Source organism: Vibrio sp. KUL78 (assembly GCF_059725505.1).
In genome coordinates, this window is sequence record NZ_AP045837.1 from 1,821,963 (window position 1) to 1,835,080 (window position 13,118).

General features: G+C 44.7%; 13 protein-coding genes and 1 pseudogene. 8 read left to right on the plus strand and 6 right to left on the minus strand.

Annotated features, from left to right (window positions below):
* Positions 1-9: 9 nt before the first annotated feature.
* From AC6I8Y_RS08475 to AC6I8Y_RS08500, 6 genes are all read right to left on the minus strand, one after another.
* Positions 10-879: a hypothetical protein gene (locus AC6I8Y_RS08475; protein WP_498019898.1), complete on the minus strand. Its 870-nt coding sequence runs from the start codon at positions 877-879 to the stop codon at positions 10-12.
* The gene (locus AC6I8Y_RS08480) at positions 857-1,063 is read right to left on the minus strand and encodes a hypothetical protein (protein ID WP_498019899.1); all 207 of its coding nucleotides are present in this window, start codon (positions 1,061-1,063) and stop codon (positions 857-859) included. The genes AC6I8Y_RS08475 and AC6I8Y_RS08480 overlap by 23 nt, the downstream gene beginning before the upstream one ends.
* 73 nt (positions 1,064-1,136) lie before the next feature.
* Positions 1,137-1,934: a PhzF family phenazine biosynthesis protein gene (locus AC6I8Y_RS08485; RefSeq protein WP_252014526.1), complete on the minus strand. Its 798-nt coding sequence runs from the start codon at positions 1,932-1,934 to the stop codon at positions 1,137-1,139.
* 9 nt (positions 1,935-1,943) lie between these two features.
* The gene (locus tag AC6I8Y_RS08490; protein WP_394154173.1) at positions 1,944-2,618 is read right to left on the minus strand and encodes a YoaK family protein; all 675 of its coding nucleotides are present in this window, start codon (positions 2,616-2,618) and stop codon (positions 1,944-1,946) included.
* 85 nt (positions 2,619-2,703) lie between these two features.
* On the minus strand, positions 2,704-3,195 hold the full coding sequence (locus AC6I8Y_RS08495) for a GNAT family N-acetyltransferase (protein WP_498019900.1): 492 nt from the start codon (positions 3,193-3,195) through the stop codon (positions 2,704-2,706).
* Entirely contained in the window at positions 3,192-3,785 is a 594-nt protein-coding gene (locus AC6I8Y_RS08500) for a DJ-1/PfpI family protein (RefSeq protein WP_498019901.1), read from the minus strand. The genes AC6I8Y_RS08495 and AC6I8Y_RS08500 overlap by 4 nt, the downstream gene beginning before the upstream one ends.
* A 243-nt stretch (positions 3,786-4,028) precedes the next feature.
* Here AC6I8Y_RS08500 and AC6I8Y_RS08505 point away from each other — a divergent pair, with 243 nt between their 5' ends.
* The 8 genes and pseudogenes from AC6I8Y_RS08505 (at position 4,029) to pdxY (ending at position 13,109) form a co-directional block, all read left to right on the plus strand.
* Positions 4,029-4,253, plus strand: a complete 225-nt coding sequence (locus AC6I8Y_RS08505) for a DUF1656 domain-containing protein (RefSeq protein ID WP_042472885.1) — start codon at positions 4,029-4,031, stop codon at positions 4,251-4,253.
* 19 nt (positions 4,254-4,272) lie between these two features.
* The gene (locus AC6I8Y_RS08510) at positions 4,273-5,148 is read left to right on the plus strand and encodes an HlyD family secretion protein (RefSeq protein ID WP_394154178.1); all 876 of its coding nucleotides are present in this window, start codon (positions 4,273-4,275) and stop codon (positions 5,146-5,148) included.
* A gap of 15 nt (positions 5,149-5,163) precedes the next feature.
* Positions 5,164-6,510 carry an FUSC family protein gene (locus tag AC6I8Y_RS08515; RefSeq protein ID WP_498019902.1) on the plus strand — a complete coding sequence of 449 codons (1,347 nt, stop codon included), beginning with the start codon at positions 5,164-5,166 and terminating at the stop codon, positions 6,508-6,510.
* Between the two features lie 17 nt (positions 6,511-6,527).
* A complete protein-coding gene (locus AC6I8Y_RS08520) occupies positions 6,528-6,716 on the plus strand; it encodes a hypothetical protein (protein WP_498019903.1) in 189 nt (62 codons plus the stop codon).
* Between the two features lie 17 nt (positions 6,717-6,733).
* A pseudogene (locus AC6I8Y_RS08525) lies at positions 6,734-8,321 on the plus strand (bifunctional aspartate transaminase/aspartate 4-decarboxylase).
* Between the two features lie 412 nt (positions 8,322-8,733).
* The gene (aspT, locus tag AC6I8Y_RS08530) at positions 8,734-10,449 is read left to right on the plus strand and encodes an aspartate-alanine antiporter (RefSeq protein ID WP_394154828.1); all 1,716 of its coding nucleotides are present in this window, start codon (positions 8,734-8,736) and stop codon (positions 10,447-10,449) included.
* 125 nt (positions 10,450-10,574) lie between these two features.
* A complete protein-coding gene (locus AC6I8Y_RS08535) occupies positions 10,575-12,161 on the plus strand; it encodes a bifunctional aspartate transaminase/aspartate 4-decarboxylase (protein ID WP_498019904.1) in 1,587 nt (528 codons plus the stop codon).
* A gap of 90 nt (positions 12,162-12,251) precedes the next feature.
* Positions 12,252-13,109 (plus strand): pyridoxal kinase PdxY, encoded by an 858-nt coding sequence (pdxY, locus tag AC6I8Y_RS08540; protein ID WP_498019905.1) that lies wholly within the window; start codon positions 12,252-12,254, stop codon positions 13,107-13,109.
* Positions 13,110-13,118 lie beyond the last annotated feature (9 nt).

The following is a 13,118-nucleotide window of genomic DNA, read 5'->3' on the forward strand; positions in this document are numbered from 1 at the left end:
ACGAGCCTGCTACTCTGCTGGGCTTTCTTCTGTTCGTGATTTTTGACCTAAACGATAGATTTGCTCTGCTCTGGTGCCAAAGAGCCAGAAACTGGCGGCCAAAACTGCAAAGAACAAAGCTTTATGCGTCCCTTCCCAAAAGTACTCAATAAAACGAGTGTACAAATTGACGAAGATAAAAATAAGACCGAACCCTCGATTCAACTCATCATCAAACTTGATTCCATGATAAAGAGCAGCGATTGAGGCGATTAGTAACAACAGCGACCAATGTATCAATGAGAACTGGCTCACATCTCCCCAATCTGCAAAGTCTGCATAATTACCGAAGATGGAAACAACCCAAAGCGACAAGAAAAATAGGATCAAGCCAAACGCTCGAGTGGTTAGAGCAAAATCTTCCTTCGACTTGAATCGGGTCGATGCGAACATTCCCAAAGCAATAAGGAAAGCGCTAAATACGACAAATCGTAAAGGCATGCTCATCGCAAGAAAATAGCCGTTGTCACTCCATTGATAGGTTTCGAAACCAAACCAGGTTCCCAAGCTAAACAGCGAGCAAACCCAAACTAAGAGCGATGGAATCCAGAGCCCCAATAACCCATAAACAATGGACGCAAGCAAAATAAGCTTGGAGAGACTGTCTGTTTCAATGACTTGTCCAATGAAATAGATCGATATCGCCGTGCTGACAATTCCGAGTACAAAAAACGCCTCGTTACTAAAGGTTTTGTCTGGTGATTGTTTTTTTCTTCTCACTCCAAAAAGGTAAAATGCTGCAGACACAATGGCAAAAAAGACGCTTTTGGCGATGTCTGGAGCACTGAAAATATTTTGGATGAGTTCGATCAGCCATTTATCCAGAAGTACTGACAGCACACTGAGCACAATACACAGTACTGCTACCCAAAAAAGAGTATTTCGCAATGAGCGACCAATCTATCGTCGCGACATCATAGCTGCCTTTGAGCTTATTGTGGTCTTCTTGATCGATGACCCCCTCTTCCAGCCACGTATCAATAGCATTATTGACTACGCGACTCTCTCGTTTTGAAAGCTTCATTTAATGACTCTTCTACTCATCTATGCAGGTTCTAACGCGCTGTTATTGTCCTGACTATGTTTTGCTCGCCACACTAAACAAATAGTAGTGACTTAGCAAATAATACGGCATCACCTGATATCAAAACTCTGTCATTTTTTAGTAAACCGTATAAAACACCTGTGCGCTTTGACGCCTGAAAGGCCGTCAAATTGAGTTTACCAAGTCGCTCTGACCAATAAGGCATGAGTCCAGCATGAATTGAACCCGTAACGGGGTCTTCATCTCCACCATTCGCTGGCCAAAAATAACGAGAGACAAAGTCATACTCCGAAACATTACTTGGCGCCGTAGCAACCACATCATAAGGGGAAAGTTCTTTTAGTGCCGCATTGTTTGTGACCAATTCAGTAACGTGTTTCGCATCGTCATAAATGGCAAAATAGGCTTGTTCGCTACGCAAAACCTGTTTCGGTGTGATCGATAATCCATTGAGTAACTGCTGGGGAATATCAGTAACATTAAGTGGTTTACGAATAGGGAAGCTCATTTCTACCCTTCCACTTTCATCTTTGGATACCAGTAAATCCCCTACCGATTGCGTCGAGAATTTGATCTCGCCAGTTAGTCCAAGTTGCTCGAACAAAACATGAGACGAAGCCAAGGTTGCATGACCACAAAAATCAATTTCGGTTATCGGCGAAAACCAACGAATAAAGTAATGATTGTCAGCACACTTTCTTAGGAATGCGGTCTCCGAGAGATTATTTTCAATCGCGACGTTTTGCATCCACTGCACGTCATCGTAGTTGTCTACAATCACGACAGCAGCACTGTTACCTCGAAAAGGTATATCGGTAAAAGCATCGACAATCCATTGTTCAAGCGCCATTCTCTTTCCTTAATTCGCTCTGTTCGTGTAAGCAATGCGCTTACGGTAAATTCGGTACACGATAGCCAGTAGTATACAAGCCGTTGCAGGTACGGCAAGTGAAAGAAAAGCCAGCTTATAGAACAACATAGCCCCTACGATGCCCCCTAAAACAAAACCAAAAACGATGGTCACAAACAATTTCGCTTTTCGTTTATCGAAGGGTTCACCACGCAGTGAAGAACCAATCATGATGCCCAAGTCAGTCACGATCCCAGTTACATGGGTCGTCCTGACAACTGCGCCGCTGAAAGTTGTCGCAAGCGCATTTTGTAGTCCACACGCAGCCGAAGCGAAATAGGTTCCCATGTGCGAACCTTGGAAGAGAAAATAGGCAGCAATAAATAAAAACAAGCTCTCGATACAAAGTAGCCATTCGTATTGACGGCCAAGCTTTAGCGATACATTAGAGATGAAAAGCCCGGAGATAGCGGAACCAGCTAAAAAGCTTAAGACGATCGCAAACAAATACCCTGCCGCCGACCAATCATTAAAAAGCTGCGTACCAAGCAATGTTGCCGTTCCCGATAGATGAGAGATCGCTTGATGCTGAAATCCCATCAATCCTACCGCGTTTACCGTCCCTGCAAGTAGCGCAAGAATGAAAGCGCCTGACTCAATCCAACGTGGCAATTTAGAAATCAAGTGAGTACCTCACGACAAAAAAAGCAGGTTAACGACGACAAAATAGTTCACACCGTCAAAGACGAAGCGTGCATCATAGTCCTATCTAGCGTGGTTTCTTTGATTTGAAGCACATAATGTGCTGCGGACCAGCCTCACCGCCTAAATACAGTTCGCCTGTGTCCACAAAACCTACCTTTTGGTACAGCTGATAGGCAATCGTGTTCTTGCAATTTACTGTTAAATACAGGTCACACGGGGCTATGCTAAGCCAAGAATCGAACTCCTCAGTAATTAAACTCAGTGACGACTTCGCAAGGCCAAGCCCCTGATAGCGTTGGTCTATAAAGTATGCACGTAAGCCGACCGCACCAGCGGGCGCATCCTTCATCGTGTTGGCATAATCTTGGTCGAGTAAAAAGAAACCTACAGCTATTTCATTGGAATAGACGACCCATTGTGTCTCTAGGGGTTTAGATAAGCTCGCGTGGACAATTTCTGAAGTAATGCCGACAAAAGAGAGTTGGCTTTCGTCAACAGAGAGGTTAACTAACTCCTCGGTAACGGGAATCTCAACTTTTCTGATAACTAAAGTCATAAAACAACCCCGTCCTCATTCCAATCAAACTCCATCTGCTTTGCCGTTTTTAGTGCTATCTCCCTACCTTTTAGTTTTTCCACGAGCCTCAAGCTCATATCTATACCGGCTGATATTCCGCCAGATGTTACTAAGCGACCGAGATCAACCCAACGAACGTCGGGTTTGACCGTTAAGTTAGGAAATTGTGCTTTCAAATCACCTTGATCTTCCCAATGGGTGGTAACGGTTTGATCGGTAATAACCCCAGCTTGGGCCAACAAAAAGACACCTGTGCACACTGAAGAGACTAAATCAGCCTCTTTGGAAACTTTCGCGATCCAGTCCATAGATTTCACATTGGTCATCTCTGGCTCATGTATACCGCCGGGGATGACTACCACATCCAACTTTGGGTGGCTGAGGATTGAGTAATCCGACTGAACATTAAAACCTCCACGGGCACTTACTTCACCATGACTGCTAGACAGTAAACTCACATTCCACTTATCTTCATCAGGCAAAAATCGATTTGCCGTAGAAAACACCTCGAACGGACCTGCGAAATCCAATACCTCGACGTCTTTGTAGATATAAATTCCAATGTTCATCTCAACCGTCCTTTGTTAATACCCTGTTATCAACACTATTCAGTTCCCGCGAAAATTTCAACTTATTCGTCTCAAACTAACCTTTGTTGAACAGAGTGTTAGCTAAAACAGAGGGTACGATCCTACATAACCGATTTATTGAAAAGACACATCCCATGTAACCTTGACTTCATCAACGTATCAGCTCCTTCTCCGTTTCCTTTTCTGATACGAAATTACTATTTGAAAAAGGCGAATCACACTATGAATGAACTGTCGTTCAGCATGCCCCACGAGCTTGAGTTTGCCGGGATTTATTTCCCCCCTCTTCTGCTCACCTGCGCATGCGGTTATTTACTAGCCCTAATAACAAGTAAGTTCATCGTGCGCAGAAAATGGCACCGATACTTCGCTGGTTATGCGTTGGTCGAGATTGCTATTGCAGCCGTTTACGTGGTTCTGCTCAACAAATATATCGTTTGGTCGTAATTCAAAGAAAGGTTTTCCCGTGTTAAAGAAACTCATCACTACTATTGCTGTTTTGGCCATTGCTGGTTATTTCACCTATGACAACTACGCAAGTTACATCGAGAACCCATGGACACGGGATGGTCAGGTTCGCGCTGATATTATTCAGATCACACCACGCGTTACCGGCCCAGTAATCGAGCTCAATGTTGAAGACAACAGTCACATCAAAAAAGGTGACGTGCTGTTTAAAATCGACCCAAGCACCTTTGAGGCAGCAAAAGATCAAGCATACGCGAACCTACTTCAAGCTAAAGCGCTTCTTGAACGCGCTATTAACGAAGAGAAGCGTTCTGCAGAACTTGAACGTCGCAAACCTGGCGCAGTACCTGTTTTGACTCTCAACAACCTCGCCAACGACGTGCAGACTTCTCGCGCAAATGTAAAAGCTGCTGAAGCTGGATACGAGTCAGCGTCATTAAATCTTGAGTTCACAACGGTGACTGCTCCCACTGACGGTTACATCACTAACTTAAACCTTCAAGAAGGTTCTCAGGTGGTAGCCAACCAACCGGTTGTGGCGTTAATTGATGATGACAGTTTTTGGGTTGAAGGCTTTTTTGAAGAGACCGATCTTCGCCACATTCGAACTGGCTCGCTCGCTCAAGTCACGCTTATGTCTCACCCTGATCGCCCTTTGGCGGGTCATGTAAGAAGCATGGGGTACGGCATTTCCAAAGCCGATGGCAGCACCGGTTCATTTTTATTACCGAACGTTAACCCTAACTTCCAATGGATCCGTCTAGCGCAGCGTATTCCGGTGCAAATCAAACTGGATAAGCCACCGGAAGACATTCAACTTATCGTCGGCGCAACGGCATCCGTTTTAGTGAGTAAACATCAACAAGCTGAGTAGAACATGAAGATTGATATGCATAATGCTCTAAAACTAGCTATTTCGGTACCGCTAGCACTCTTGCTAGCGTTATCGTTTGGTTGGGAAAAGCCCTACTGGGCTGCGACCACCGTTATCATTCTCTCTACCCACGAGTCCTTTGGCCACTCCTTGAAAACGGGGCGAGAACGTATTCTAGGGGCTGGTATTGGTGCCATTCTAGCGTTCATATTGGTGTCTTTGTTTCCTCAAGACCCAGCCCTCTTTGTGACAGCCTTCGTAGCCGTCGCCGCGATCCTTATCTATTTAGGTGGTTGTCTGCATCACGGTTACCTATTCAAAATGGCATTCGTCGTATGTACTCTGATTGCTTTTGTCGGCAACTTTGACAATGTCACGACATTCAATATGGCAATTACCCGAGTACAAGAGACGATTCTCGGTGTATTGGTGTTCACCTTTGTCTATAGCTTTCTATGGCCAGAAAAAACGGAAGACTTAATTTTTGAGCAGTTTGCCACTTTGGTAAAACAATACCGAAAAATTATCGTCGACTATCGATTTGACCACGATAAGAAACTCGAACTCAATTCTCTTAGAGCGGACATTGAACGAGCAAAATCGCTGCTTGCGCTGCCACTCCACGGGAGTTACGACCTGAAAAGCAACATCGATAAATATCGCATCGTATTAGCGTCTTTTATCGAGTCGGCAGATAGATTAGAACAACCAGAGTTGTTTGACTTAGATTGGCACAGCCATCGATGCGCTGAGCTGGGTAATACTGTCAACAAAAACAGTATTGATGAGCTAAGTCGCGACGATTTGCATACTTTATTGCTAGACTCTACATGGGATGACGAAACTCTTTATAAAGAGACTAAACGTAGTCTAACGTTATTCACTAACTATCAGCAAAGGCTAGTGGTCGTCGCTCAAAATGTTTGCGTGATCATCTCGGCGTTTCTGCTTTGGATATATTTAGCAATTCCCGGGGGAACTATCTTCCCGATGCTTGCCTGCGTCATGGCTAATGCGATGACCTCGATGCCGAAAGCCTATATTAATAATGTCATTTTAGGATTCATTATTTTTGCAACTTTCGTCTTGCTTCAGTTTGTGTTGATTCTACCTTCACTCACGGAAGCATGGCAGATAGCCATTTTCTATTTTGCTAACTTGATGGTTATGTCGATTGGTTGTGACTTCTTTAAACAACCTCTGCAAAAAATGATAGGACCACAGATGCTTGTTGTTCTTACCAACGGACCACTGCATTTAACGCCTAGCTTCGATATACAAACGCCGCTCATCATGGTGATTTTTGTTTTTCTATCTTTAGCACTCGCTAAGTTTTATATAGACCTAATACATATCGATTAATATTAAGAAGCTGCCATATGGCAGCTTTTTTCATTTTCACGTACCCGATGGACTCACCCTACAAAAGCGATTTATTCATTTCCCACTCTTACCTTAATATTTTCTCATCAGGACAAGGTACTCGTTACCCGCATAGGAATGTAACAAAGGTTGGTGAGATCAATATTGCCATCATCATCAAGATTAACTATCTACGTACAGACTGAATTAAAGGTTATTTACTATGTCTAACATCGACTTCTCACAATTCGAAAACCTAAGCCCATTTGAACTTAAAGACAAACTTATCGAAGTGGCTAAAACGACTCCAGACCGCATGCTGATGGATGCTGGCCGTGGTAACCCTAACTTCCTAGCTACGCTACCTCGTCACGCTTTCCTTCGCTTAGGTGACTTCGCAATGCAAGAAGCTGAGCGTAACTACGCTTACCTAGATGCAGGCTTCGGCGGCATCCCAGATGGTAAAGGCATCGTTGAGCGCTTTGATACGTTCGTAGGCAAAGCGGGTGACTCTGAAGGTGTTCGTTTCCTAGAAAAAGCACTGAGCTACGCAAAAGACCGTCTAGGTATCGACAAGCAAGAGTTCCTAAACGAACTAGTACTAGCATTCCTAGGTTGTAACTACCCTGTTCCTCCTCGCATGCTTGTGAACATCGAAAAAGTGGTTAAGCAATACATCGCAGAAGAGATGTACGGCCCTATGCCAACCACGACTAACTTTGACCTATTCGCGACTGAAGGCGGCACTGCGTCAATGACCTACACCTTCCAAACCATGTTCCACAATGGTCTGTTGAAAAAAAGGTGACAAGGTTGCACTGACTACACCTATCTTCACTCCGTACCTAGAAATCCCAGAGCTTTCTGAGTACGAACTGGAAATCGTAGAAATCCGTCTAGACGAAAAAACATGGCAGCTTCCTCAATCTGAGATTGAAAAGCTAGCTGACGAGCAAATCAAACTACTTTGTGTGGTAAACCCTGCAAACCCAGCGTCTGTGAAGTTCTCTGACGACACGCTAGACCGCCTAACTTCATTTGTTGAAGAGAAGCGTAAAGACCTATTCATCATTACTGATGACGTGTACGGCACATTCGCAGATAACTTTGTATCGCTATTTGCAAAACTGCCATACAACACACTTTGTGTGTACTCATTCTCAAAATACTTCGGTGCAACAGGCTGGCGTCTAGGCACTATCGCAATTCAAGACAACAACGTGTTTGATGATGCGATGCGTGCACTACCAGAAGCACAGCAGCTTCAGCTTGATGACCGTTACAAAACACTGACTCCAACACCGCGCGACATTAAATTCATCGACCGCATCGTTGCAGACAGCCGTGCCGTAGCACTAAACCACACTGCTGGTCTATCGCTACCACAACAAGTTCAAATGGCGATGTTCTCTCTAAACTGCCTAATGGACCTAGAAGACAAGTACAAAGACGCTTGTAAACGCATCATCCGTGAGCGCTTCAACACGCTTTACGAAAACATGGGCATTACTGTCGAAGAAGACAAAGACCGTGTGGATTACTACACGCTACTTGAGCTAGACACTCTAGGTGGCAAGCTTTACGGCGACGAGTTCGTTGAGTGGTTCAAAGCAAGCAACAAAGGTAAAGACTTCTTGTTCCGCCTTGCTCACGAAACCGGTGTTATCTTGCTTCCTGGTAAAGGCTTCGATGTGGTACACGCATCAGTACGTGTGTCACTTGCTAACCTAACTCACCACGAGTATGAGTTGATTGGCCGCGAAACTCGCCGCGTACTTGATGAGTACTATGCAGAGTTTATTGCAAACTAATTTAACCCAACAGAAAACGCCTCGCTATTTAGCGAGGCGTTTTTATTTCTAGCGCATTAATAATATATAGCCAACTCACTTCCAGCTAGCACACATACACTTGGATTATTCCCTACACAAACAACACGTACTAGCTTTTTAAATAAAATTTATATTTATCAAGAATCAACCCCACTGTCAGGCGGTCAATTTAACAACAAAAAAATCAACGACTTAGGAAAAATCGATCATTAAGAAACCACTATAACTCTACTGACGATGACTTCATCCTACAAACGTGATTTATTAAATCTGACGAATCAACTTATTATTACCGCATCAAGACAACAATGATGCTTGATTAGCAAAGATTGCAACTCAGCTTTCACGGAAGACTCTTAATTAATTATGTAAACTCAACTGGAGCTATATTATGGACTTTGTTCATACTTTAATTCAAAGCTCACCATTTATTGCATTATTCATTACCCTATCACTAGGTTATTTGGTGGGTAAAATAACAATTGGTCGCTTTGTTCTTGGTGGTGTCGCAGGCACACTATTAATGGGCGTATTAATTGGTCAATTTGGTGTTCATATCGACCCAGGTGTTAAGAGTATTTTCTTCGCACTATTTATTTATGCCGTAGGTTTCCAAGGCGGTCCGCAATTCTTTAGCGCACTGAACTTCAGAACCATCAACATTTTGATGTCGGCTGTTGTAATGACGGTCTCAGGCCTTCTATGTGTTCTGGCGGCAGCGTGGTTCTTCGACCTTGACCGTGGTACAGCAGCAGGTCTTGCAGCAGGTGGTCTAACTCAGTCAGCAATCATCGGTACCGCTGGTGACGCAATCAGCAAGTTAGCTGGTGTGACTGAAGAAGCGAAGCACATCATGCAAACCAACGTTGCAGTAGGTTACGCGGTAACATACATCTTCGGTTCTCTAGGTCCAATCCTAATGGTGACTTGGATTATCCCAACCATGATGAAATGGGACATCCGCGGCGAAGCTATCAAGCTTGCTGAGAAGATGTCTGGCGGCAAACCTGAGCTCAACCCAGGTGAGTTTAATGCGATTTCACAACTAGAGTCTCGTGCATTCCAAGTGACTAACTCTTGCAGCGTATATGGCAAAACCATCGCTCAAGTAAACGAAAAGCTTGTAGACGTTGCGATTGAAGTTATCGAACGTGACGGCAAAGAGATTGAACTAGAGAAATTCACAGCTATCAATGAAGGTGACGTTATTGTTGTCACTGGTCGTCGTAAAGCAGTGAACAAGTTCGCGAAACACCTAGGCCAAGAAGTTGTCGACCTAGACGAGAAATTCACTCTTATCGAAGAAAACCGTCAGCTAATTGCAACAGACAAAAAGCTTATTGGTAAAACGCTTAAACAGGTTAAACAAGAGTCAAATGCAGACGCTCTTCGCGGTGTTTACGTTACAGACTACATCCGTGGCGGCAACTCTATTGACGTGACTGAAAAACTTGTTGTTCAGAAAAACGACATCATTCAGTTGACTGGTAAACCAACAGACATCAACAAAGTTGAAAGCAACATTGGTAAACGCCTTGGCTCAAGCGTTGTGACTGACTACGTCATGTTCGGTCTTGGTATGGCGCTTGGTGTTCTTATCGGCATGATCAGCTTCAAGATTGCAGGCATTCCGGTCACTATCGGCTCAGGTGCTGGCTGTTTGATCTCTGGTCTAATGATGGGCTGGCTACGAAGCAAAAAACCAAGTGTGGCTTCGTTCCCAGTAGGTGCATCTAACTTCCTTCGTGACTTCGGTCTGGCTATCTTCGTCGGCATCGTAGGTCTAGAAGCAGGTCCACAAGCAGTAAGCACAATCCAAGAACACGGCTTGTCACTTCTATTCCTAGGATTTGGTGTGACATTGATTCCTCAGTTCATCGGTTTCTTCGTGTCTTACTACGTACTGAAAATTCGCAACCCAATTGAAGGCCTAGCAGCCGTAAGTGGTGGTCGAAGCGCAAACCCAGCATTTGCTGCGCTACTAGAGAAAGCAGGTAACTCATCTCCAGTATTCGCCTTCACCGTGACTTACGCAGTAGCAAACGTACTGCTCACACTATGGGGACCAATCATCGTTGGCATCATTACTACCAATGTTCCAATGTAATCAAGCCCCAATGTAACGCATTAATTGAAATGAGCGGGAGTGTTCTGTCCCGCCTTTTCAACCCAATTTCAGCCAAACGAACCTGTTCGTTTGCTAACGAATCGAAAAATTTAAGGTAATTTATTATGTCTAACATCGACTTCTCACAATTCGAAAACCTAAGCCCATTTGAACTTAAAGACAAACTCATCGAAGTGGCAAAAACGACTCCAGACCGCATGCTGATGGATGCTGGCCGTGGTAACCCTAACTTCCTAGCTACGCTACCTCGTCACGCTTTCCTTCGCTTAGGGGACTTCGCAATGCAAGAAGCTGAGCGTAACTACGCATACCTTGATGCAGGCTTCGGCGGCATCCCAGATGGTAAAGGCATCGTTGAGCGTTTCGATACGTTCGTAGGTAACGCAGGCGACTCTGAAGGCGTTCGTTTCCTAGAAAAAGCACTGAGCTACGCGAAAGACCGTCTCGGTATCGACAAGCAAGAGTTCCTAAACGAACTCGTTCTAGCGTTCCTAGGTTGTAACTACCCTGTTCCTCCTCGCATGCTTGTGAACATCGAAAAAGTGGTTAAGCAATACATCGCAGAAGAGATGTACGGCCCTATGCCAACCACGACTAACTTTGACCTATTCGCAACTGAAGGCGGCACGGCGTCAATGACCTACACCTTCCAAACCATGTTCCACAATGGTCTGTTGAAAAAAGGTGACAAGGTTGCACTGACTACACCTATCTTCACTCCGTACCTAGAAATCCCAGAGCTTTCTGAGTACGAACTGGAAATCGTAGAAATCCGTCTAGACGAAAAAACATGGCAGCTTCCTCAATCTGAGATTGAAAAGCTAGCTGACGAGCAAATCAAACTACTTTGTGTGGTAAACCCTGCAAACCCAGCGTCTGTGAAGTTCTCTGACGACACGCTAGACCGCCTAACTTCATTTGTTGAAGAGAAGCGTAAAGACCTATTCATCATTACTGATGACGTGTACGGCACATTCGCAGATAACTTTGTATCGCTATTTGCAAAACTGCCATACAACACGCTTTGTGTGTACTCATTCTCAAAATACTTCGGTGCAACAGGCTGGCGTCTAGGCACTATCGCAATTCAAGACAACAACGTGTTTGATGATGCGATGCGTGCACTACCAGAAGCACAGCAGCTTCAGCTTGATGACCGTTACAAAACACTGACTCCAACACCGCGCGACATTAAGTTCATCGACCGCATCGTTGCAGACAGCCGTGCCGTAGCACTAAACCACACTGCGGGTCTATCGCTACCACAACAAGTTCAAATGGCGATGTTCTCTCTAAACTGCCTAATGGATTTAGAAGACAAGTACAAAGACGCTTGTAAACGCATCATCCGTGAGCGCTTCAACACGCTTTACGAAAACATGGGCATTACTGTCGAAGAAGACAAAGACCGTGTGGATTACTACACACTACTAGAGCTAGACACCCTAGGTGGCAAGCTTTACGGCGACGAGTTCGTTGAGTGGTTCAAAGCAAGCAACAAAGGTAAAGACTTCTTGTTCCGCCTTGCTCACGAAACCGGTGTTATCTTGCTTCCTGGTAAAGGCTTCGATGTGGTACACGCATCAGTACGTGTGTCACTCGCTAACCTAACTCATCACGAGTATGAGTTGATTGGTCGTGAAACTCGCCGCGTACTTGATGAGTACTTCCAAGAGTTCATGGCTCAATAAACAGCCTTAAGCCTCGCTCTGCGAGGCTTAATTTTTCCCTTTACATGAAAAGCACTCAGTTGGCTTTTCGATTAAAAGAAGAAGTACGCTATGAAAGGTATTATTTCTATTCAATCACACGTCGTTTATGGACGTGCTGGAAACAGCTCAGCTGTATTCCCACTACAAAGACTTGGCTTTGAAGTATGGCCAATTCACACGGTTCAGTTCTCAAACCATACACAATACCAACAAGGTTGGACTGGATACGCATTTCACCCGAGCATCATCGGGGAGCTTACGCTTGGCCTAAATAAGATTGGTGCTCTCAAAGACTGTGAAGCGATTTTGTCTGGGTACATGGGAAGTGCAGCGCAGGCGCACGAAGTATTAAAGCTTGTTAACAAAGTAAAGAAAGAAAATCCAAATGCACTCTACGTTTGCGATCCAGTCATGGGCGATTCGGAAAAAGGCTGCATCTTAGATCCGGAAATTACTGACGAACTAGTTACGCACCTGATGCCAGCAGCAGATGTGATTATTCCGAATCAATTTGAGCTCACTCAGTTCACCGGGATCGAGATAACCTCGCTCGGAGACGCGGTTGCAGCCTGTAAAAAAGCACTCACAATGGGGCCGAAGGTTGTATTGGTGAAACACTTGCACGGCATATCAAATAACATCTTTACCATGATGCTAGCGACTGAAGGCCATTGCTACATGGTTCAGCGTCCTTTCCTAGATTTTGAACGAGAGCCTGTTGGTGTTGGCGATTTAATTTCCGCACTATTTACGGCTGGCCTTCTCAGCGAACTGTCGCCGGTTAAAGCGTTTGAACATGCAAACAACGCTTGTTATGGCGTACTTCGTGAGACCCACCGACGTGACGAGTGGGAACTTCAAACTGTGGCGGCTCAACAAAGCCTTGTCGACCCGAAAGATCGCTTCTGTGCAACTCAACTAGCGTAAGGAAAAACT